This is a genomic window from Streptomyces sp. NPDC102402 (assembly GCF_044765765.1).
Lineage (GTDB): Bacteria > Actinomycetota > Actinomycetes > Streptomycetales > Streptomycetaceae > Streptomyces.
This window is the reverse complement of sequence record NZ_JBIWKR010000005.1, coordinates 507,333-527,307: the sequence shown is the minus strand read 5'-3', so window position 1 is coordinate 527,307 and position 19,975 is coordinate 507,333. Positions and strand designations below refer to the sequence as shown.

Sequence of the window (19,975 nt, the reverse complement as noted above, 5' to 3'; positions counted from 1 at the left end):
GGGGGCCGGGGAGCGGCCGTGTGCGGTGGCTGGGTACCCGGCCGGAGGACCCCGGCCGGTGGGACGCCTGCCGGGCCGTCAGAGCGCGAGGCCCGCCCGGACCACCCGCACCGGCCGCTTGAGGAGCGTGACGTCGGCCAGCGGATCGCCGTCCAGAAGGATCGCGTCACCGGCGAAGCCGCGCGCCAGCCGGCCCGCCGTGCGGTCCAGCCCGAGCAGCCGGGCCGCGCCCGTCGTGGCGGTGCGGATCGCGTCCAGCGCGGACAGCCCTGCCGCGTGCATCAGCTCGACCTCCCGGCCGATCGGGCGCACGGTGCCGCCGGAGGAGTCGGTGCCCGCGGCGAGCGGGACGCCGAGTTCGTGGGCGGCGAGCACGGCCCGCTCCAGCACGGGGAGGTAGGTGCGCCCCCGCTCGGCGAGGACCGGGTCGGCGGAGTCGGCCAGGCCCGCGATGGCGGTGAGGGTGGGCGTGAAGTACGTACCCCTGCGGCGCATCTCGCCCAGGGTCCGCTCGCCGACGAACACGCCGTGCTCCAGGGAGCGGATGCCGGCCGTCACGGCGTCGTGGCAGCCCCGCTCGCTGTAGCTGTGGCACAGGACGCCCTTGCCCCGCCGCCGTGCCGCGCCCACGATCTCGGAGAGCTGCTCGTGCGAGTACACCTGTGTGAGCGGATCCTGCTCGGGCAGCCCGGCGCGCTCGTTGACGCGCGTCTTGATGACGTCCGCGCCGCGGGCGACGTTGACCTCCACCACGCGGCGCAGCGCCTCCGCCGAGCGGACGCCGTCCGCCAGGCGGGCGAGCGGGGTGAGGTCGGGGTCGGCGAGCACGGTCTCCCCGAGGTCCGGGGTGACGAAGACGCCCGCGGCGGTCAGCCGGGGCGCCAGCGCGGGGCTGTGCCGGGCCAGCTCACGGACGGCGATGTCCTGGTAGAAGGAGGTCGATCCGCTGCGCGCGCTGGTCGCACCCTGGCGCACGGCGTCGCGGGCCTCGGCGGCGGTGCTCAGGTGGATGTGCGCGTCGACCAGGCCGGGCAGGACCCAGCGCCCGTGCGCGTCGAGGGTGTCGGCGCCCCGGGGGACGGCGACGCTGCCGCGCGGACCGGCCGCGCGCACCGTGCCGTCCTCGATGACGACGACGGCGTCCTCGGTGACCTCGCCGGTCGCGGGGTCGAGCAGGGTGCCGCCCTCGATGACGAGGGTGCCGCCGCGCGGCGCGCCGCGGGACGCGCGTCCGCCGGACGGAGCGGCGTCACGGTCCGAGGCGGCTGCGGCGGGGGCGGCGGCCGCCACGGTCCCTGCGAGGGCGGCCGCACCGGCGAGGACCCCGCGGCGGGTCAGCCTGCCGGAGGGCGGGGGGACGGCTTCGACGCACATGAGGGGCTCCTTGGGGGGAGTGGGCCGATGGCTCCCCAGTTTGTATACCAAGGGTGTGGCGACGAGCAAGGATCATGTCTGCGAACTGGGGGTTTGTGTGCATCCGGAGTCGACGGGGCTACGGGGCCGAGGAGGCGTTTTCCCATTTTGGTATACAAATGCTGCGCGGCTGCCGGTGCCTGCCGGCTCCCGGCTGTGGGCTGTCAGCCGTCGCCGAACAGCGAGCGCAGGGCCACGGCTCTGCTGTCGCGCACGTGCAGCAGGGTGCAGGCCGCGGCGGCCTCCCCGTCACCGGCGGAGATGTGCCGGAACATCTCCGCGTGCTGGGCCCGCATGTGCGCGGGCTCCTCGCGCATGCCGAACAGCAGCCGGAGCTGCCAGCTCAGCTGTTCCATGGTGCGTGCGAGCAGGGGATTGCCCGCCATGGCCACGACGCCCTCGTGGAACGCGGTGTGGGCGGCGACCTCACGCGTCCCCTGGTCCGACGCGGCGGCCGCCTCGGCCTGCCGGAGAGTGGCCCTGAGCGGGCCCAGCCCCTCCGTGTCACCCGCTGCGACCGCCCGCGCCGCGAGCCGCGACGCCTGGACGGCCAGGGGCTCCCAGACCTCGTACAGGTGCTCGACGTCGGCGTACTCGAGGCGGCGCACACGGACACCGCTGTGGGGGAGCAGCTCGAGGAGCCCTTCGGTGACCAGCGCCCGCAGTGCCTCGCGCACGGGCACCCGGGACATGCTCAGCTCCTCGGCCACCTCCCGCTCGACGAGGCGCGCGCCCTGCGCGTAGCGTCTGTCGACGATGCGCTGCAGGACGGCTTCACGGGCCCGCGCGCTCAAGGAGGAGGCGGCGCCGGCCGGCGCCGGAGTACCCGAACCGCCGTCGCGGTCCCCCGATCCGGTCCCGCTGCCGTCCGCCACCTTGTCCGCCTTCATCCGTCCCCGCCCGGCCCCCGGCCCGCTCCGGGCGGGGAGTAGATGTGGTCAGTCCTCGTCGGACGCCGACTCCGCCGTCGCCTCGGCCCGCAGGAGGGGGTGCGCCACGCCGGGGAACACCCGGGCCCGCACGACCTCCTCCGCCGCACCGCCCTGCACCACGGTCTCCGCCACACCCCACGGGCGCCCCGCCAGGCGGACGGTCAGCGTGTACGAGGACGAGCAGCCCGTGCACTCGTAGCGGTCCGCCCAGAGCTCCACGTCCGTGACACTGCCCGGATAGCGCTTCACGTGCCGGTGCCGGGCATGGCAGTGATCGCACGTCTCGCCGGGTTCACACGTGCCACCGCACGGACACGGCACGTCCAGCGACTCCGCGGGGGTCCACCGCTGGACGAGCAGGGCGTCACGGGTGGCACCCATGTCCTTCATCGCCTTCAGATTCCGCGCGGCGACGTTGTACGACTCGCCGGTCGCGGCCATCCGGTCCCGGATCACGTCCTTGCGTCCGCGGTTCGTCGTCATGCCGTCTCCTCCTGGGGTGTCACGCAGCCCACCAGGAGGCACACGAGATCAGAACGTCCCACGGTACCCGCAGCACGGCGCCCCCAGCGACCTCGTCACCCCCGGCGCACCCGCCCCACGATGCGTCGGCCGAGGCGTCCGATGGCGCGGGGCTGCCGGTTCCAGGTGCGGAACGCCTCGAGGGTGCGGCTGCTCCCGTCACGCTCCACGGCCCTCTCCACCGCGGCCAGCTCCTCGGCGGACAGGCCGCGCACCGCGGGGCGCAGCACCTCCTCCAGCAGCGCTGTGCGGGTGCGGGTCCAGTCGCCGCCCGCGTGCGGGTGGGCGTTCCACACCGTGAAGCAGTCGGCGGCGTACTCGGGATCCGCCCGCAGCAGGGCCACGACCGCGGCGCGGCGGGCGGCCCTGCCGTACGCCGTGATCAGGGCCTCGTCTCCGCTGTGCACGAAGGCGTACAGCTCCGCCTCCGGGCGGTCCGGGGCCAGCAGCCCCTCGGCCAGGGCGCCGTAGGCGTGTTCCAGGACCAGGGACTCCGCGGGCTCGGCGCGGGCACGCAGCTCACGGACCCGGTCCGCCCAGCCGGGTTCCGGGGTCCCCGAGCGCATGTCCCGCGCGAATTCCAGCAGCGTCAGGCACGCCCGCACCCGGGTCCCGATCTCCTGCGGGAAGCCGCGCAGCAGGTCGTGTGCGAGCTCCGGGGCGTCCTCGTCGCCGTAGGGGGCGGCCAGCGCGGCGTCGACCAGGGTCTTCCAGGTGCCGGCCGTCCGGTGGGCGTCCGACGTGGTCTCGCCCAGCAGCGACCGGGCCTCGTCCGCCGTCGGGGTGTCCTCGCCCCACACCAGCCCGACCGCCGTCCGCAGCACCAGCGGCTCAGCGAAGGGGGACATGCCCGCCGCGCGCAGCACCATGTGCAGGACCCCCACCCGGTCCGCCCCACGCGCCTTCGCGCCCGGAGCCTCGGCACACATCCGCAGATGCGGCAGGGCCTGCGTCCCGGTGAACGGCAGGGCCACCCGGATCAGCAGCCGTTCCGTGCCCTCCGGGTGGTCCGGGGCCAGCCGGTCCAGCTCATCCAGCAGTGCCGTACGGACGTCGAACTGCTCGTCCATCAGGTCCAGCAGCGCGCGGCACGCGCCTGCCTCGGGGTCGTCGAGCAGCGCGCGGGCCAGCCGGACCACGACGTCGGGAAGCAGCTCCGCGCAGTCGACGCCGAGGAGCCGCACGATCCGCAGCAGCTGCACGGTCCGCGCCACGCCCCGGGGCACCCCGGCGGTGAGTTCGGCCAGCAGCTCGTCACCGAGCTCCTCGACCAGCGCGGCGAGCGCCCGCTCCCCGGCGGGCTCCTCGAACGCCGAACGCGCCGGAGGCTCCAGGGTCACGTCGCCGCCCCGCACCGCCTGCGTCACCAGCAGCGCGGCCAGCGGCGCGGTGACGGAGGCGGGGCTGCGGCCGTCGAGCGCCGTCAGCAGCCGGAGCGCCGCCGCGCACTCCGCGGCCGTGCGGTCGTCCGCGGGCGCGGTCAGGGCGTCGGCCAGCTGCCGGATGCCCTTCTCGTCCAGCGCGTACGGCCGCTCGGCCGCCCAGCCCGCCGCGGCGGCCCGCTCGTCGGACCCGAGCGCGATGCCCGCGCCGAGCGCCGTGACGGCGAGCGGACCGGCGGAGAAGGGCTCGCCCGGCAACGCCGCGGCCTCCCGGAAGAGTTCGGGGACCCGGCTGCGCCAGATCCGGGCGGCGGTGGCGGCCCAGGCGTCGTCCACCACCCCGGACGGCCGGGGGCCGGAGGCGGCGTGCACACGGAAGCGGGGGTCACGTGCGTCGGGGGCGTCCTCGGGCAGCACCCCGACGACCTGGTACGCGGTCCGTCCGGGATGCCGGGTGTACGTGGTGAAGGTCAGGCGTTCCGCGTGCTCCCGCGGCAGTACGGCGGTCGCCAGCGCGACCCACCGGGCCACATCGGCGCTGTGCCGCTCCACGAGCACGACCGGCGGCGCGGACGGGTCCTCGCTCACCCGGCGCAGGTCGCTCAGCACGGCGGCGAGCCACGGGCCGCGGGACACGGCGAAGTCGCCGAGGCTCTCCCGGGTGAGTCCCCGGGAGGGGCCCTGCGCGGACATCGAGGTCAGGGGGTCGGGCCGCATCCGGTCGGGCGTCGTGGAGAGCCATCCCGCCGCTCCCCAGGCGGCGACCGGCAGCACCCGGCCGGGTATCGGCGTACCGGGCGGCAGGTGCACGGCGTGCGCGTGGAACCCGCCCGCGCCCGCGGCCACCGTGCGGCTGAGCAGATGGCTGCCGTCGGAGAGCAGGGCGAAGCCGAACGCCACGGGCAGCGCGCGGAGCCGGGCGTCGCCGAGCTGCTGTGGGGTGCCTTCCGGAGCCTCGTACGACAGGACCGGTGCGGCCTCCGCGCGCACCGGCCCGGGTATCGCGGGGTCGACGGAGGTGAACCGGCCGGCCGGCTCCCCGTCCCCGGACGTGACGGAGGTGTAGTGCAACTGCGGGAGGCTCATGCGTAGGCCCTCATCGTCCCTGCCACGTGCGTCCCCGTCACGCGCACCGGCCGCCGCTCGCCGCCCTTCGGTGCGGCCCGGCCCGGCGGAGCGACGACCCCGGCGGGGAGCTTTCCGCAGTCGTGCGGGCGACGTTATCAAGCCCTGACGGCCCGTTGGGCGCCATGTCACCCGAGGCCGCTCCAGGTTGGCCGTATGACCGAGGTGACGCTTTCCGCGGGAGTGGTGGAGTACGAGGACACGGGCGGCGACGGGCCCGTGGTGGTCCTGCTGCACGGGGTGGCGGGCGGGGGAGTCCGCCCTCCGGCCGTGACCAGGTCCGGCCGGGTGCGGGACGCCCGCAGGCGATCCCGCACCCGGCCGGTCGGTCCTCAGCCCTCCGCGTCCTCCGGTTCGGTGCGGCGGCGCATCCCGAAGGCGGCCAGCAGCGCGCCGGCCGCGCACAGGACCGCGGTGACGACGAGGGCGCTGTGCATGCCGTTCATGAACGCGTTGCCGCTGCCCTCGACCACTGCGGCCCTGAGCTGCGCGGGCATGTCCGCCGACACGGGCGAGACCCCCATGGACACCGCGTCCTTGGCCTCCCCGAAGCCGGCGGCCGTCTCGGCGGGGACTCCGGCGGAGGTCAGTTCGCCGGTGAGGGTGGAGCCCACCGTGCCGCTGATCAGGGATACCAGCACGGATGTGCCGAGCGCGCCGCCGATCTGCAGCGAGGTGGCCTGCAGACCGCCCGCGACGCCCCCGTCCTTCCTCGGCGCGTTGCCGACGATGGAATCGGAGGACGCGGACATCACCATGCCGACACCGAGGCCGATGGCGAGGAACGGCGGCCACATCGCGGCGTAGGAGGAGCCGGCCTCCCACGTCAGCATCCACAGGGCGGCCGCCGCCTGGAGGGCCATGCCGGCCGGCATGGTGAGCCGCGGACCGAAACGCTGGGTCAGGGTGGCGCCGAGCGGCGCCGCCACCACCGTGGCGAGGCTGAACGGCAGGGTGCGGACTCCGGCCTCCACCGGGGAGAAACCACGCACGTTCTGCAGGTACAGCATCACGAAGAAGATGACCCCGAGCATCACGAAGAAGTTGATCGCGGTGACGAGCGTGCCGATGGCCAGCGAACGGTTACGGAAGAGGCGCATCGGCAGCAGCGGGTGCTCGCGGCGGGTCTCGTACCGGCAGAAGCCTGCCAGCACGGCCAGTCCCGCGGCGATCGATCCCAGCGTTCCGCCGGAACTCCAGCCCCAGGTCTCCCCCTTGACCACGCCGAAGATCAGGGCGACCAGACCGGCGGCGAGGAGGACCACACCTGCCATGTCGAAACGGTGGTGTCCGGTGGAGTCCTTGCTCTTCGGAAGGACGAACAGGCTGAAGACCAGAGCGGCGGCGCCGATCGGCGCGTTGATGTAGAAGACCGACTCCCAGTTGACGTGCTCGATGAGCAGGCCGCCGACGATCGGTCCGAGCGCGGTGGAGCAGGATGCCACCATGGCCCACAGGCCGACGGCCATGCCGAACTTCCGGGGCGGGAAGACCGCGCGCAGGAGGCCGAGGGTGTTGGGGATCAGCAGGGCGCCGAACAGGCCCTGGACCGCGCGGAAGGTGATGACGCCCTCGATGGAACCGGAGAGGGCGATGGCGACCGAGGCCAGGGTGAATCCGGCGGTGCCCACCATGTACACCGTGTGCCGCCCGAAGCGGTCACCGAGTTTGCCGCCGAGGATCAGGAGGGCGGCCATGGCGATGAGGTAGGCGTTGGTGACCCACTGGAGGTCGGCGGTGGACGCGTCGAGGTCGCGTCCTATCTCGGGGTTGGCGATCGCGACGACGGAGGCGTCGAGGTTGACCATGAACAGGCCGATGGCCACGGCGACCAGCGTCAGCCAGGGATTGGCCCGCCTGTCCCTGGGCGCGGCGGGTGGGCCGGTTTCGGGCAGGGCGGAGGTGTCCACGGTGGTGGAGGACATGGGGAAGCCTTGTCTGTGGATCTCAGGGATGGCGGGGGGACGTGCCGGGCCGCGCGGCCCGGGGAAACGGGGCCGCACCCGGTCACGGCCGTGCCCGGAGCCCGGTCACGGCGGGTGGCGGAGCGGGGGGTCAGCCGGCGGGGAGGTGGAGGTGCCGGTTCAGTGACGCCAGCGCGCCCAGGGCGGCACCGAGAGCGTCGAGCTCCCCCTCGGTGAGGGTGTGCAGCGCGCGCGCCAGGTGTGATTCCTTGATCGTCCGCGCTTCGGCGAGCCGCTCCCGGGCCGTCGCCGTGGGATGGAGGCGGGCGACCCGCTTGTCGGCCGCGTCCTGCCTGCGCTCCAGCAGCCCCCCGTCGGTGAGCTGGGAGACCAGCGCGCTGACGTTGTTCGGCTTCATCAGCAGGGCCTCGGCCGCCTCCCGGACGGTGATCCCTTCGCGCTCCTCGACGAGGAACAGCAGCGCCAGCTGGCCGTCCGGAAGGCGGGGATGCGCGAACTCGTGCGCGACCTGCCGCTCCAGACCCCGGTGCAGCGCGGGCAGGGACACCACGAGCGCGGAGGCCGCGCGGTCGATGTCCTGTCGGGATGCGGAGGGGCCGGGCATGCGGGCAGCATAGGTATCGAGCAATAGCTATGTCAACATACGTAAATGAGCATCGGCCCGCCGGGCGGGCGCCGGCCGGCCCGGAGCGGTCCATGGCCGACCGGTCACCCGGAGCGTGCCCCGGGCCGGGCCTGAAGGCGATCTACGGCTCCGCTTAAGAAATCCTCGATGGACCTGGGCGCCGGGGTGCGGCACATTTCTAGTGACGGCGCAGACCGCGGAGCCGGGCGGCCAGCCCTGTCCCGTCCGCCGTCCATCCCCCGCACACTCCGGGCCGCAGGCCGCTTTCGGTATGCCCGCGGCCCGGGACATCCGCACACACCAGGTACAGGGAGCCGCAGCTGTGAAGGCACTCGTGAAGCACAAGGCCGAGCCGGGACTGTGGCTGATGGACGTACCGGAGCCGGAGACCGGCCCCGGGGACGTGCTGATCAAGGTCCTGCGCACCGGTATCTGCGGCACGGACCTCCACATCCGCGACTACGACGGCTGGGCGCAGCAGGCCGTGCGCACACCCCTCGTCCTGGGCCACGAGTTCGTGGGCGAGGTCGCCGGGATCGGCGCGGACGTCGTGGACATCGAGATCGGCGACCTGGTCAGCGGCGAGGGCCACCTGGTCTGCGGGAAGTGCCGCAACTGTCTCGCCGGCCGCCGCCACCTGTGCCGTTCCACCCTCGGACTCGGCGTCGGACGCGACGGGGCCTTCGCGGAGTACCTGGCCCTGCCCGCGTCGAACGTCTGGGTGCACCGCGACAAGGTCGACCTCGACATCGCCGCGATCTTCGACCCGTTCGGCAACGCCGTGCACACCGCGCTGTCCTTCCCGCTGGTCGGCGAGGACGTGCTGATCACCGGCGCGGGCCCGATCGGCATCATGGCCGCCGCCGTCGCCCGCCACGCCGGGGCCCGCAACGTCGTCATCACCGACGTCAGCGAGGCCCGGCTCGAACTGGCCCGCGAGGTCGGGGTGGATCTCGCGCTGAACGTCGGCGGGCGGACCATCGCCGACGGCCAGCGCCTCCTCGGGCTGCGCGAGGGATTCGACATCGGCCTGGAGATGTCCGGACGTCCCGAGGCCATGCGGGACATGATCGCGAACATGACGCACGGCGGCCGGATCGCGATGCTCGGACTCCCGTCCGCGGAGTTCCCCGTCGACTGGTCCCGCGTCGTCACCTCGATGCTCACGATCAAGGGCATCTACGGCCGCGAGATGTACGAGACCTGGTACGCCATGTCCGTACTCCTGGAGGGCGGACTCGACCTCGCCCCGGTGATCACCGGCCGGTACGGCTACCGCGACTTCGAGGCCGCGTTCGACGACGCCGCGAGTGGTCTCGGCGGCAAGGTCCTGCTCGACTGGGCCGCCTGAAGATTCGTACGCATCCGTATCCAGCTGGGAGACACCCCTGATGTTCGATTCCGTACGCGACGACCTGCGCACGACCCTCGACGAGATCCGCGACGCCGGACTCCAGAAACCCGAGCGGGTCATCGGCACCCCGCAGTCCGCCACCGTCGCCGTCACCTCGGGGGCGCGCGCCGGTGAGGTGCTCAACTTCTGCGCCAACAACTACCTGGGTCTCGCCGACCACCCCGAGGTCGTCGCCGCCGCCCACGAGGCGCTGGACCGCTGGGGCTACGGCCTCGCGTCCGTCCGCTTCATCTGCGGCACCCAGGAGGTCCACAAGGAGCTGGAGCAGCGGCTCTCCACCTTCCTCGGCCAGGAGGACACGATCCTCTACTCCTCCTGCTTCGACGCCAACGGCGGAGTCTTCGAGACCCTCCTCGGCCCCGAGGACGCGGTGATCTCGGACGCCCTGAACCACGCCTCCATCATCGACGGCATCCGCCTCTCCAAGGCGAAGCGCCTCCGTTACGCCAACCGCGACATGGCCGACCTGGAGCAGCAGCTCAAGGAGGCCTCCGGGGCCCGGCGCCGTCTGATCGTCACCGACGGCGTGTTCTCCATGGACGGTTACGTCGCCCCGCTGGCGGAGATCTGCGACCTCGCCGACCGCTACGGCGCCATGGTCATGGTCGACGACTCGCACGCCGTCGGCTTCGTCGGCCCCGGCGGCCGGGGCACCCCCGAGCTGCACGGCGTCATGGACCGCGTCGACATCATCACCGGCACACTCGGCAAGGCCCTGGGCGGTGCCTCCGGCGGCTACGTCGCCGCGCGCGCCGAGATCGTGGCGCTCCTGCGCCAGCGCTCGCGCCCCTACCTCTTCTCCAACTCGCTCGCCCCGGTCATCGCCGCCGCCTCCCTCAAGGTCATCGACCTGCTGGAGTCCGCGGACGACCTGCGCGAGCGGCTCGACGCCAACACCGCGCTCTTCCGTTCCCGGATGACCGCGGAAGGCTTCGACATCCTGCCCGGCGACCACGCCATCGCCCCCGTGATGATCGGCGACGCGTCGAAGGCGGGCCGGATGGCCGAGCTGCTCCTGGAGCGCGGGGTGTACGTGATCGGGTTCTCGTACCCGGTCGTCCCGCAGGGTGCCGCGCGCATCCGCGTCCAGCTCTCCGCCGCCCACTCCACCGAGGACGTCGACCGCGCCGTGGACGCGTTCGTCGACGCACGGGCCGCCCTGGAGGCGTGAACCCCGCGCGAACAGGGACAATGAGCACATGATCGATGCACGGCGGCTGCGTATCCTCCGTGCGGTGGCCGACCACCGCACGGTGACCGCGGCCGCCGCCGCGCTCTACCTCACGCCCTCCGCGGTCTCCCAGCAGCTCGCCGCGCTGGAGCAGGAGACCGGCCACCGGCTGGTGGAGCGCGGGGCGCGGGGCGCCCGGCTGACCGCGGCGGGAGAGATCCTGCTGACCCACGCCAACGCCGTCCTCGCCCAGTTGGAACGGGCCGAGGCGGAGCTCGCGGAGTACAGCGCGGGCGTCGCGGGGACGGTCACCGTCGCCGCGTTCGCCACGGGCATCGGGCTCGTCCTCGCTCCCGCGATCGTGGCACTGACACGCACCGCACCGGGGATCCGGGTCCGGGTGCAGGACGCCGAGGGCGACGCGAGCGTGCCGATGGTGCTCGACCGGCAGGTCGACGTGGCGGTCGCCGTCGAATACCGGGGCGCGCCAGGAGTCGACGACCGGAGGCTGACCCGGGTGCCGCTCTACTCCGAGCCCTTCGACGCGGTGCTGCCGGTCGGCCACCGCCTCGCCGGGCGGGACCACGTGTCCGTCGCCGACCTGGCCGAGGACGCGTGGATCGGCCCGTACCCCGGCAACCCCTGCCACGACGTCGTGGTCCTGGCCTGCGAGTACGCCGGCTTCGAGCCCCGGCTGGAGCACTCGTCGGACGACTTCCACGCCGTGGTCGCCCTGGCCGGCGCGGGGGCCGGAGTGGCGCTGGTGCCCCGCTCGGCGCTGCGCGGCACGGAGCTCGGCGGGGTCGTCGTGCGGCCGGTGGAGGGCGCGGCCCCCACCCGGCGGGTCTTCGCCGCGGTACGGCAGGGAGCCGAGGGGCATCCGCTGATCAAGCCGGTCCTGGACGCGCTGGCCACTGCGGCCGGACCGGTGTGACGCCGGGCGCCGCCGCGTCCGGCCCCGGCCGCGCGTGACGTCGCTGCTCCGCCCGCCGGGCCCGGAGCGGAGCCGCGTCAGCCGGCCTCGACGACCGGAACGTCCGGTGCGAAGTGCGCGACGGCCGCGGCCAGTCGCTCCCGGTCGAGACGCCAGCCGGTCACCGCGCGCGAGGCCAGGGTCACGTCGGCGGGGATGTGGGGTACCAGCGCCTGCGCTGTGGTGTGCGCGCCCCGGCCCTGTCCGGGCCCCGGCATCGGGCCCGCGCCCGGGTGGCGGGCGACCCCCACCCAGGGCATCCCGGCGGCCGTGCCCTGGCGCCACAGCACCACAGCGGCGATGTCCTGCCAGGGAACGTGCGCGGTGGTCGCCGCGTAACGGGCGGGGGAACCGCCGAGCAGCACCCCGGTCCCGTCGACCCGGAACGCGACCTTGCGGCTCAGCGCGTTGACGGCCATGAGGAGTCCTCCGCCGCCGAAGAGAGCGATGCCCAGGACCCGCAGGACCAAGGAGGCGTCCGTCAGCGGCAGTACGGCGGTGAACACGGCCGCGGTCGCCACGACCGTCGTGGTCCTGCGGTCCCAGCCGTACCGCACCTCGTAGAGCGGAGATGCCTCGTCCGACGTCATGACCGCATCATCGCTGAACGCCGGGCCGTCCGGAAGGCTGGGAGCGGAGCTCACGCGGGCTGCAGCAGGTCCCACCGGTTGCCGTAGAGGTCCTCGAACACCGCGACCGAGCCGTAGACCTCGTGCCGCGGCTCCTCCAGGAAGCGCACCCCCGCGGCCAGCATCCGGGCGTGGTCGCCCGCGAAGTCCTCCGTGTGCAGGAAGAAGCCGACCCGGCCGCCCGTCTGCGTGCCCACCCGCTCGCCCTGTTCCCCGTTTCCGGCGCGTGCCAGCAGCAGCCCGGTCCCCGAGGAACCCCGGGGCCGTACGACCACCCAACGGGAGCCGTCGCCCCGGTCCGTGTCCTCCACCAGCTCGAAGCCGAGGGCGTCGGTGTAGAAGGCGAGGGCCTCGTCGTAGTCGTTGACGACCAGCGTGACCAGGGCGATGTGGGACATGGGGGACCTCGTCGTGAGGGGAGGTGATGATGACGTCATACGTAACACTAGCGCTGCGCCGGCCGCGCGACGTCGAGGGAGCCGCGGTCTGCCCGGACGGCCGGGCCAGGGGCGGCGGGCCCCGGTGTGACCGGTTCCGCCTGCGGCCGGTGGCCCGGCGGAAAGGTGACGACGGGAGCGGAGCCCCGGTGGACCCGGCGCAGAGGGGGACAATGCCCGCCATGGACACGAGCGAACTCGCCGCACTGACGGACCGAGCCCGCAGCCTCGCCGCGGGCGGCCACCGCCGCGTCCTCGGGATCGCGGGAGCGCCGGGCGCCGGGAAGTCCACGCTGGCGGCGCGGATCACCGAAGCGCTCGAAGGACGCGCGGTGCTCGTATCGATGGACGGCTTCCACCTGGCGGGGGCGGAGCTGGAACGTCTCGGGCGCGCGGACCGCAAAGGGGCGCCCGACACCTTCGACGCGGCCGGATACGCGGCACTGCTGCGACGGCTGCGCCACCCCGAAGGCCCGGACCCGGTCTACGCCCCCGCCTTCGACCGGGCCCTGGAGGAGCCGGTCGCCGGGTCGGTGTGCGTTCCCCCGGACGTCCCGCTCGTCGTGACCGAGGGCAACTACCTGCTGCTGGACGAGGGGCCCTGGGCGCCGGTGCGCGGGCTGCTGGACGAGGTGTGGTTCCTGGACACCGACCCGGAGCTCCGGTTGAGCAGGCTCGTGGACCGGCACGTGCGGTTCGGCAAGCCCCGTCCGTACGCCGAGCGCTTTGCCGCCGGGTCCGACGAGCGCAACGCCCGGCTGGTCGAGCGGCACCGCGGCCGTGCCGACCTCGTCGTGCGGCTCGGCGAACCGTGACCGGCGCGCCCCGAATCCGCTCGCCTCCACCCCTGCGGACGGGCAGGATGCTGAGTGCCGCGTCGCCACGCCAGGAGGTACCCATGCCCAGCACCGATCAGTCCGTGCCGTTCACCGCCGACGACTACAGGGCCCGGATGACCCGCGCGGCCGAGTCCGCCGACGCGGCGGGTCTGGCCGGCGTCCTCGTCGCGCCGGGTCCCGACATGGTCCACCTGACCGGCTACCGGCCGACCGCCGAAACCGAGCGCCTCACCCTGCTCGTCCTGAGGGCGGGCCACGACCCCGTCCTCGTCGTCCCGGCGCTCGAGGCGGCGGACGCGGAACGCGCGACGGGCGCCCCCGCCCTGACCCTGCGGGACTGGACCGACGCCGCCGACCCGTACGGCCTGACCGCCGGGCTGCTGGACGCGAAGGGCCGGTTCGGGATCAGCGACAACGCCTGGGCGCTGCACCTCCTGGCGCTGCGCAAGCTCCTCCCCGACACCTCCTACGCCTCGCTCACCGAAGCCCTGCCGATGCTGCGGGCGGTCAAGGACACCGCCGAGCTGGAGCGCCTCGCCGCCGCGGGCGCCGCCGCCGACGCGACCTACGAGCAGATCCTGGGGGTGCGCTTCTCCGGCCGCCGGGAGAGTGACGTGGCAGCGGACCTGGCCGCGCTCCTCATCGAACACGGGCACTCCCAGGTCGACTTCACCGTGGTGGGGTCCGGGCCGAACGGTGCCGACCCGCACCACGAGGCCGGCGACCGCACCATCGAGCGGGGCGACATGGTGGTCCTCGACTTCGGCGGGCTGATGCAGGGCTACGGCTCGGACACCTCCCGGACGGTCCACGTCGGGGAGCCCACCGCCGAGGAGCAGCGGGTCCACGACGTCGTACGGGAGGCCCAGGAGGCCGGCTGCCGGGCGGTGCGGCCCGGCGTCGCCTGCCAGGACATCGACCGGGCGGCCCGTGCCGTCATCACCGAATTCGGCTACGGCGAACGCTTCATCCACCGCACCGGCCACGGCATCGGCGTCACCACCCACGAGCCGCCCTACATGATCGAGGGCGAGGAGCAGGTTCTCGTCCCCGGGATGTGCTTCTCCGTGGAGCCGGGAATCTACCTCCCGGGGCGCTTCGGCGTCCGCATCGAGGACATCGTCACGGTCACGGGGACCGGCGGACGCCGGCTGAACACCACAGCCCGTGAACTGGCGATCGTCGAGTAGCGGTGCCCGCTGCCGGACGCGGGTGAGCCTCCCGGAGGAGGACCGCCCGCACCGTTCGCTCCCCGGTGACCGTCCCTCTCGCGCCGGGCGTCGTTCCCCGGCGGGGCAGGGGGAAGGTATGGCCGCCGTCCCGCGCACGGCGAGGTCTCAGTCGTCGGCCAGTACCACGCAGGACTCCGGTGGCAGGTGCAGCACTCCGTCGGCGCCCGGGGCCTCGGCGGGCTCCCAGGCCGCCAGCACCCGCCCCCCGCCGGCCCGGTGACGGCCGGCGCCCAGCGGGATGGCGGCGGGCTTCCCGGAGAGGTTGACCGCGATCCGCAGATCGCCCCGCCGGTAGGCGATCCAGCGGGCGTCCTCGTCGTACGCCGTCCTGACGGAGGCGAGGTCCGGATCGGACAGGTCCGGGAGTGCGTGGCGCAGGGCGATCAGCTCCCGGTACCAGGCGTGCAGCCGGGTGTGCGGCTCGCGCTCCGGTTCGCCCCAGTCGAGACAGGAGCGGGCCCGGGTGGCCGGGTCCTGCGGATCGGGGATGTCCGCCTCCGCCCAGCCGTGCGCCGCGAACTCCCTGCGTCTGCCGTCGCGTACGGCGACGGCGAGCTCCGGGTCGGTGTGGTCGGTGAAGAACTGCCACGGGGTGCGGGCCCCCCACTCCTCGCCCATGAAGAGCATCGGCGTGAACGGCCCGGTGAGCACGAGCGCCGCCGCGCAGGCCTGCAGCCCGGGGGAGAGTGAGGCGGCCAGCCGGTCACCGAGGGCGCGGTTGCCGATCTGGTCGTGCGTCTGGGCGTAGCCGACGAACCGGTGGGCGGGCGTCCGGGCGGCGTCGACGGGGCGGCCGTGCGCGCGGCCCCGGAAGCTGGAGTACGTACCGTCGTGGAAGAACGCCTTGGTCACGGTCTTGGCGAGACCGCTCAGCGGAGCCGTCGCGAAGTCGGCGTAGTAGCCCTGGGACTCGCCGGTGAGCGCGGTGTGCAGGGCGTGGTGGAAGTCGTCGTTCCACTGGGCGTGCAGCCCGATGCCGCCCTCCGTGCGCGGGGTGGTCGTGCGCGGGTCGCAGAGATCGGACTCCGCGATCAGCCCGAGCGGCCGGCCGAGTTCCGAGGCCAGGGCGTCGACGGCGGTGGAGAGCTCTTCCAGGAAGGTCAGAGCCCGGCCGTCGGCGAGCGCGTGGACGGCGTCCAGACGCAGACCGTCCAGACGGTAGTCACGGAGCCAGGCGAGCGCGCTGCCCAGCAGATACGCCCGTACCTCGTCCGATCCGGGGGCGTCGAGATTCACCGCCGAGCCCCACGGGGTGTGGTGCGTGTCCGTGAAGTACGGGCCGAAGGCCGGAAGGTGGTTGCCCGAGGGGCCGAGGTGGTTGTGGACCACGTCCAGGAGCACGGCGAGCCCCAGCCCGTGCGCCGTGTCGACGAAGCGCTTCAGCCCCTCCGGGCCGCCGTACGGCTCGTGCACCGCCCAGAGCGACACGCCTTCGTACCCCCACCCGTGCGTACCGGGGAACGGGCAGACGGGCATCAGCTCCACATGGGTGATGCCGAGGTCCACCAGGTGGGCGAGCCGCTCGGCGGCGGCGTCGAAGGTGCCCGCCTCCGTGAACGTGCCGACGTGCAGCTCGTACAGGACGGCGCCGGCGAGTCCGCGCCCGGCCCAGGTGGTGCGCCAGGCGTAGGCCCCGTGGTCCACGACCGCGCTCTCGCCGTCGGGCCCGTCCGGCTGCCGGCGGGAGCGCGGGTCGGGCAGCACGGGGCCGTCGTCGAGGGAGAAGCCGTAGCGGTCGCCGTCCGCCGCCTCGGCCTCGGCCGTCCACCAGCCCGCGCGCCCGGGGTCGCGTTCCATCGGACGGCGGCCGCCCGCCGTGCGGAGCACGGCCGACCCTGATTCCGGGGCCCACACCTCGAACTGCATTCAGCACTCCTCGTCCATGAACCTGATGCCTCACCGGAGGCCCCATGATCGGCGGAATTCGCACGCACGGCCCCGGGACACTGGAGCGAGCACACAACTGGCGATTAGGGTCTGGTCCTGATCATTGCCCTGCCGGGTTCTGCTCATTCGCGAGGAACCCGAGCAGTCACACAAGGTCCCTCTGACGGCTGCTGGAGGCCGAGATGACCGTGCCGACCTTCCCACCCGGCTTCCTCTGGGGAGCCTCCGCCTCCGCTTTCCAGACCGAAGGTGCCTTCGACGCCGACGGCAAGGGCCCGTCCGGCTGGGACGCGTTCGCCGCGCAGCCCGGCAGGATCAAGGACGGCACCGACACCACGCGCGGCACCGGCTTCCACCAGCACTACCGCGAGGACGTGGCCCTGCTCGCCGGACTCGGCGCGGACGCCTTCCGCTTCTCCATCAGCTGGCCCCGGGTCGTGCCGGGCGGCAGCGGCTCACTCAACCCGGCCGGACTGGACTTCTACGACCGGCTCGTCGACGAGCTCTGCGCCCACGGCATCACCCCGGCCCCCACGCTCTACCACTGGGACACCCCGCTCCCGCTGGACGAGGCCGGCGGCTGGCTCAACCGGGACACCGCCTACCGCTTCGCCGAGTACGCGGGGATCGTCGCCGAACGCCTCGCCGACCGGGTCCCCATGTGGATCACCATCAACGAACCGGCCGAGGTGACGATGCTCGGCTACGCGCTCGGCGAGCACGCCCCCGGCCGCACGCTGCTCTTCGACGCGCTGCCGGCCGCCCACCACCAGCTCCTCGCCCACGGACTGGCCGTCCGCGCGCTGCGCGCCGCCGGCGCCGGCAACATCGGCATCGCGCTGTCGCACACCCCCGTCTGGACCGCGGGGGACTCCGACGAGGACCGCGCGGGTGCGGAGATCTACGACACCCTGACCAACTGGCTGTTCGCCGATCCCGTACTCACCGGCCGGTATCCCGACGAGGGTTTCGCCGCGCTGATGCCGGGACCGGTCGAGGACGACCTCAAGGTCATCTCCGCGCCCCTCGACTGGTACGGCGTCAACTACTACAACCCGACCCTCGTCGGCGCCCCGAGGCCGGAGGCGCTCGACTCCTTCTCCGGCTACCCGATGCCCGACGGGCTTCCCTTCGGGATCAGGGAGATCGAGGGGTACGACACCACCGACTTCGGCTGGCCCGTCGTCCCCCAGGGGCTCGCGCAGACACTGGGTCAGCTGCGGGACCGCTTCGGTGACCGGCTGCCGCCCGTCTACATCACGGAGAACGGCTGCGCGGTCGACGAGCCCGTCGCCGACAGCCGCCGCATCGCCTACCTGGAAGGACACCTGGAGGCGCTGCGGACGGCCATCGACGCGGGCGTCGACGTACGCGGCTACTTCACCTGGTCACTGACCGACAACGTCGAATGGACCGAGGGGGCCAGCAAGCGGTTCGGCCTGGTCCACATCGACTACGAGACCCTGCGGCGCACCCCCAAGGAGTCGTACGCCTGGTACCGCGAGGTGATCCGCGCGCAGCGCACGGGCGGCCGGGCGCTCACGCCAGGTGAACGCGCTCCTGGGTGATGCGGTGGGCGGCCCGGGCGAACGCGGCGGCCACCGGGGCGTCGCCCCGGTCCGTCGCGCCCGCGACGGACGTGGCGGCCTCGTCCGCGAGGAAGCGGCGGACGGTCGGAGGGACCGGGCGGGTGCCCGGGCGGCGACGGTGCGGCCCCCGGACCCTCACGTCCACCGGTTTCAGTGGTCCCACACCATGTCGAACGCCCGCTCGAAGTTGACGTAGCCCAGGCGCGCGAAGGACTTCGCCATGGGCACGTTGCCCAGGTCCGTCGCCGCCCTGATCCGCTCCACGCCGTCCTGGGCGGCGAGCACCCGGGTCCCCTCGGCGAGGATGTCGTCGATGTAGCCGTGCCCGCGGTGCGCGGGCAGCACCCCGATGTAGGAGATCATCGGGTGGTAGTTGTTGCGTGCCGGGATGACGAAGCCCACCGGTCCACCGCCCGGAAGCTCCGCGATCCGCCACCACTCCCGGGGCGTCCGGAGACCGGCGAACTCCTCGTCGTACTGCTTCTCCGCTGCCTCGCGGGCACTCAGGCCGGACGCCAGGTCCGCCTGGCCGTGCGCGTCCAGGGTGCCCTCCATCACCGGGGCCATCAGCGCGACGAGGTCCTCACGTCCGGAGACCTGCCGGAACACCAGCCGGCCGTTGTCCCCGGGCACCGGAGTGCCCGCCCGCCACTCCAGGCGCAGCCGCTCGACCAGCATCCGGGCGCCGCTCGACTCCATCACCCGTATCCGTGCCTCGACGACATCGCGCGCCACGGGGTCCTCGCGCCAGTCCGGGGGGACGAACCGGCCGTACTCCGGCCGGGGGGCTCCGGCAGGGACGACCGCGGCCGTCGCCTTCTCCAGCAGTTCGAGCCCGATCGCGCCGCGCTCCGGCTCCGGGAGGGTGTCGTCCAGGTCGAAGAAGTCCAGGAACTGCGGGCTGCCGCCCTCCTGTCCCGTCCACCAGGAGAGCCGGCCGAGGACGCGGTCGCCGCGCAGGGCCACCCACATCCAGTCGGGGCGGCGGCGGCCCGTGACGAGGTCGTCGGCGAGCTCGTGGTCGAGCACGTAGGAAAGGCGGCAGAAGAGACCGAGTTCGTCCGGTCCGGCGAGCGGACGAATGGTCAGTTCCGGCGGTGCAGGGGTCACGGAGTCTCCTCGGCGGGGATGCCGCGCCGTACGGCGGCAGCCCCGGAGGCTACCAACCACCGGTCATGGGGCGGGAGCCGATTACCGTCTGCCGCGCAGGTCAGGGCGGGCGGAAACGGGCATCGTCTGGACACTCCGGCCCATCCGGCCCGACAATCGTCGACGTGACGTCCTCCTTCGAGCACCACACGTATCCCGCGCGGCTCTCGGACGCCGAGCGCGACCGGGTCCTCGGTGTGCTCAGGGACGGGGCCGCCCAGGGAAAGCTCTCCCACGACACCTTCCTGCGCCGCATGGAGCTGGCCCTGACCGCCCGGCGGTCCGAGGAGCTGAGGGCGCTCACCTCGGACCTGGAGTCCGGTGGGCGCTGGTCCCGCGGGCTGTACCGCGCGGTGGGCGGGGTCTCGGCCTTCCCCGCGCGCGTCCGCAGGGCGTGGCAGTCCGAGCGGCTTCCGAAACTGATGCTGCCGCTGCCGGGGCCGCACCCGCTGCGGATCGGCCGCGACCCGGGCAACGGACTCCGGCTCAGCCACGAGACGGTGTCCCGGCTGCACGCCGAACTGACCACGCACGGCAGCCGGTGGGTCCTGCGCGACCTCGGCTCCACGAACGGCACCTGTGTCAACGGTCAACGGGTCATCGGCTCCGCCGTGGTGAGCGACGGCGACCAGGTGAGCTTCGGCCGGATGACCTTCCGGCTCACCGTGCAGCTCCCCGCGCCCCCGGCCTGAGGGCGGAGCACGTCCTGTCGCCGGAACACGTGCGGGCCC

The 19,975-nt window shown here is 73.6% G+C and carries 18 protein-coding genes and 1 pseudogene; 8 read left to right on the top strand and 11 right to left on the bottom strand.

Annotated features, from left to right (window positions below):
- Positions 1–78 precede the first annotated feature (78 nt).
- The 4 genes from ACIRJR_RS19025 to ACIRJR_RS19010 form a co-directional block, all read right to left on the bottom strand.
- On the bottom strand, positions 79–1,374 hold the full coding sequence (locus tag ACIRJR_RS19025; RefSeq protein ID WP_403781691.1) for an amidohydrolase family protein: 1,296 nt from the start codon (positions 1,372–1,374) through the stop codon (positions 79–81).
- 203 nt (positions 1,375–1,577) lie between these two features.
- Positions 1,578–2,303, bottom strand: coding sequence for a GntR family transcriptional regulator (locus ACIRJR_RS19020; protein WP_403781688.1), 726 nt, complete (start codon positions 2,301–2,303; stop codon positions 1,578–1,580).
- Between the two features lie 48 nt (positions 2,304–2,351).
- A complete protein-coding gene (locus ACIRJR_RS19015; RefSeq protein ID WP_403781685.1) occupies positions 2,352–2,828 on the bottom strand; it encodes a hypothetical protein in 477 nt (158 codons plus the stop codon).
- 95 nt (positions 2,829–2,923) lie between these two features.
- A complete protein-coding gene (locus ACIRJR_RS19010) occupies positions 2,924–5,335 on the bottom strand; it encodes a GTPase-associated protein 1-related protein (protein WP_403781682.1) in 2,412 nt (803 codons plus the stop codon).
- 195 nt (positions 5,336–5,530) lie between these two features.
- Between ACIRJR_RS19010 and ACIRJR_RS19005 the strand changes: the two are divergent.
- Positions 5,531–5,620, top strand: a pseudogene (locus ACIRJR_RS19005) (alpha/beta hydrolase); the annotation flags it as partial.
- Positions 5,621–5,706: 86 nt separating this feature from the next.
- On the opposite strand, the gene ACIRJR_RS19000 reads toward ACIRJR_RS19005, so the two are convergent.
- Together ACIRJR_RS19000 and ACIRJR_RS18995 are read right to left on the bottom strand one after the other, a co-directional pair.
- On the bottom strand, positions 5,707–7,299 hold the full coding sequence (locus ACIRJR_RS19000) for an MFS transporter (protein ID WP_403781679.1): 1,593 nt from the start codon (positions 7,297–7,299) through the stop codon (positions 5,707–5,709).
- Between the two features lie 130 nt (positions 7,300–7,429).
- The gene (locus ACIRJR_RS18995) at positions 7,430–7,903 is read right to left on the bottom strand and encodes a MarR family winged helix-turn-helix transcriptional regulator (RefSeq protein ID WP_403781676.1); all 474 of its coding nucleotides are present in this window, start codon (positions 7,901–7,903) and stop codon (positions 7,430–7,432) included.
- 343 nt (positions 7,904–8,246) lie between these two features.
- On the opposite strand from ACIRJR_RS18995, the gene tdh reads away from it, so the two are divergent.
- From tdh to ACIRJR_RS18980, 3 genes are read left to right on the top strand one after another with little or no spacing between them, the layout of a single operon-like run.
- Positions 8,247–9,275: an L-threonine 3-dehydrogenase gene (gene tdh, locus ACIRJR_RS18990; RefSeq protein WP_403781673.1), complete on the top strand. Its 1,029-nt coding sequence runs from the start codon at positions 8,247–8,249 to the stop codon at positions 9,273–9,275.
- 40 nt (positions 9,276–9,315) lie between these two features.
- Positions 9,316–10,509 (top strand): glycine C-acetyltransferase, encoded by a 1,194-nt coding sequence (locus tag ACIRJR_RS18985; RefSeq protein ID WP_403781670.1) that lies wholly within the window; start codon positions 9,316–9,318, stop codon positions 10,507–10,509.
- Between the two features lie 28 nt (positions 10,510–10,537).
- Positions 10,538–11,443 carry a LysR family transcriptional regulator gene (locus ACIRJR_RS18980; RefSeq protein ID WP_403781667.1) on the top strand — a complete coding sequence of 302 codons (906 nt, stop codon included), beginning with the start codon at positions 10,538–10,540 and terminating at the stop codon, positions 11,441–11,443.
- A 77-nt stretch (positions 11,444–11,520) separates the two neighbouring features.
- Here ACIRJR_RS18980 and ACIRJR_RS18975 read toward each other — a convergent pair whose 3' ends face one another.
- Both ACIRJR_RS18975 and ACIRJR_RS18970 read right to left on the bottom strand, forming a co-directional pair.
- On the bottom strand, positions 11,521–12,072 hold the full coding sequence (locus ACIRJR_RS18975) for a hypothetical protein (RefSeq protein ID WP_403781664.1): 552 nt from the start codon (positions 12,070–12,072) through the stop codon (positions 11,521–11,523).
- 50 nt (positions 12,073–12,122) lie between these two features.
- The gene (locus tag ACIRJR_RS18970; protein ID WP_403781661.1) at positions 12,123–12,509 is read right to left on the bottom strand and encodes a VOC family protein; all 387 of its coding nucleotides are present in this window, start codon (positions 12,507–12,509) and stop codon (positions 12,123–12,125) included.
- Positions 12,510–12,730: 221 nt separating this feature from the next.
- Between ACIRJR_RS18970 and ACIRJR_RS18965 the strand changes: the two genes are divergently transcribed.
- Together ACIRJR_RS18965 and ACIRJR_RS18960 are read left to right on the top strand one after the other, a co-directional pair.
- On the top strand, positions 12,731–13,363 hold the full coding sequence (locus ACIRJR_RS18965; RefSeq protein WP_403781658.1) for a nucleoside/nucleotide kinase family protein: 633 nt from the start codon (positions 12,731–12,733) through the stop codon (positions 13,361–13,363).
- 83 nt (positions 13,364–13,446) lie between these two features.
- Entirely contained in the window at positions 13,447–14,577 is a 1,131-nt protein-coding gene (locus tag ACIRJR_RS18960; protein WP_403781655.1) for a M24 family metallopeptidase, read from the top strand.
- A gap of 147 nt (positions 14,578–14,724) precedes the next feature.
- Here the strand turns inward: ACIRJR_RS18960 and treZ are convergent, their stop codons facing one another.
- A complete protein-coding gene (gene treZ / locus ACIRJR_RS18955) occupies positions 14,725–16,485 on the bottom strand; it encodes a malto-oligosyltrehalose trehalohydrolase (RefSeq protein ID WP_403781652.1) in 1,761 nt (586 codons plus the stop codon).
- Positions 16,486–16,688: 203 nt separating this feature from the next.
- On the opposite strand from treZ, the gene ACIRJR_RS18950 reads away from it, so the two are divergent.
- The gene (locus tag ACIRJR_RS18950; protein WP_403781649.1) at positions 16,689–18,074 is read left to right on the top strand and encodes a GH1 family beta-glucosidase; all 1,386 of its coding nucleotides are present in this window, start codon (positions 16,689–16,691) and stop codon (positions 18,072–18,074) included.
- Here the strand turns inward: ACIRJR_RS18950 and ACIRJR_RS18945 are convergent.
- Positions 18,046–18,240 (bottom strand): hypothetical protein, encoded by a 195-nt coding sequence (locus ACIRJR_RS18945; protein WP_403781646.1) that lies wholly within the window; start codon positions 18,238–18,240, stop codon positions 18,046–18,048. The genes ACIRJR_RS18950 and ACIRJR_RS18945 overlap by 29 nt on opposite strands.
- Positions 18,241–18,245: 5 nt before the next feature.
- Positions 18,246–19,205 (bottom strand): GNAT family N-acetyltransferase, encoded by a 960-nt coding sequence (locus ACIRJR_RS18940; RefSeq protein ID WP_403781643.1) that lies wholly within the window; start codon positions 19,203–19,205, stop codon positions 18,246–18,248.
- Between the two features lie 164 nt (positions 19,206–19,369).
- Between ACIRJR_RS18940 and ACIRJR_RS18935 the strand changes: the two genes are divergently transcribed.
- Positions 19,370–19,936, top strand: a complete 567-nt coding sequence (locus tag ACIRJR_RS18935; protein ID WP_403781640.1) for an FHA domain-containing protein — start codon at positions 19,370–19,372, stop codon at positions 19,934–19,936.
- Positions 19,937–19,975: the final 39 nt, after the last annotated feature.

Bases quoted from the DNA above. Each gene is read 5' to 3' on its own strand.
- ACIRJR_RS19025 (WP_403781691.1), bottom strand. From the start codon at position 1,374: ATGTGCGTCGAAGCCGTCCCCCCGCCCTCCGGCAGGCTGACCCGCCGC.
- ACIRJR_RS19020 (WP_403781688.1), bottom strand. From the start codon at position 2,303: ATGAAGGCGGACAAGGTGGCGGACGGCAGCGGGACCGGATCGGGGGAC.
- ACIRJR_RS19015 (WP_403781685.1), bottom strand. From the start codon at position 2,828: ATGACGACGAACCGCGGACGCAAGGACGTGATCCGGGACCGGATGGCC.
- ACIRJR_RS19010 (WP_403781682.1), bottom strand. From the start codon at position 5,335: ATGAGCCTCCCGCAGTTGCACTACACCTCCGTCACGTCCGGGGACGGG.
- ACIRJR_RS19000 (WP_403781679.1), bottom strand. From the start codon at position 7,299: ATGTCCTCCACCACCGTGGACACCTCCGCCCTGCCCGAAACCGGCCCA.
- ACIRJR_RS18995 (WP_403781676.1), bottom strand. From the start codon at position 7,903: ATGCCCGGCCCCTCCGCATCCCGACAGGACATCGACCGCGCGGCCTCC.
- ACIRJR_RS18985 (WP_403781670.1), top strand. From the start codon at position 9,316: ATGTTCGATTCCGTACGCGACGACCTGCGCACGACCCTCGACGAGATC.
- ACIRJR_RS18980 (WP_403781667.1), top strand. From the start codon at position 10,538: ATGATCGATGCACGGCGGCTGCGTATCCTCCGTGCGGTGGCCGACCAC.
- ACIRJR_RS18975 (WP_403781664.1), bottom strand. From the start codon at position 12,072: ATGACGTCGGACGAGGCATCTCCGCTCTACGAGGTGCGGTACGGCTGG.
- ACIRJR_RS18970 (WP_403781661.1), bottom strand. From the start codon at position 12,509: ATGTCCCACATCGCCCTGGTCACGCTGGTCGTCAACGACTACGACGAG.
- ACIRJR_RS18965 (WP_403781658.1), top strand. From the start codon at position 12,731: ATGGACACGAGCGAACTCGCCGCACTGACGGACCGAGCCCGCAGCCTC.
- ACIRJR_RS18960 (WP_403781655.1), top strand. From the start codon at position 13,447: ATGCCCAGCACCGATCAGTCCGTGCCGTTCACCGCCGACGACTACAGG.
- treZ (WP_403781652.1), bottom strand. From the start codon at position 16,485: ATGCAGTTCGAGGTGTGGGCCCCGGAATCAGGGTCGGCCGTGCTCCGC.
- ACIRJR_RS18950 (WP_403781649.1), top strand. From the start codon at position 16,689: ATGACCGTGCCGACCTTCCCACCCGGCTTCCTCTGGGGAGCCTCCGCC.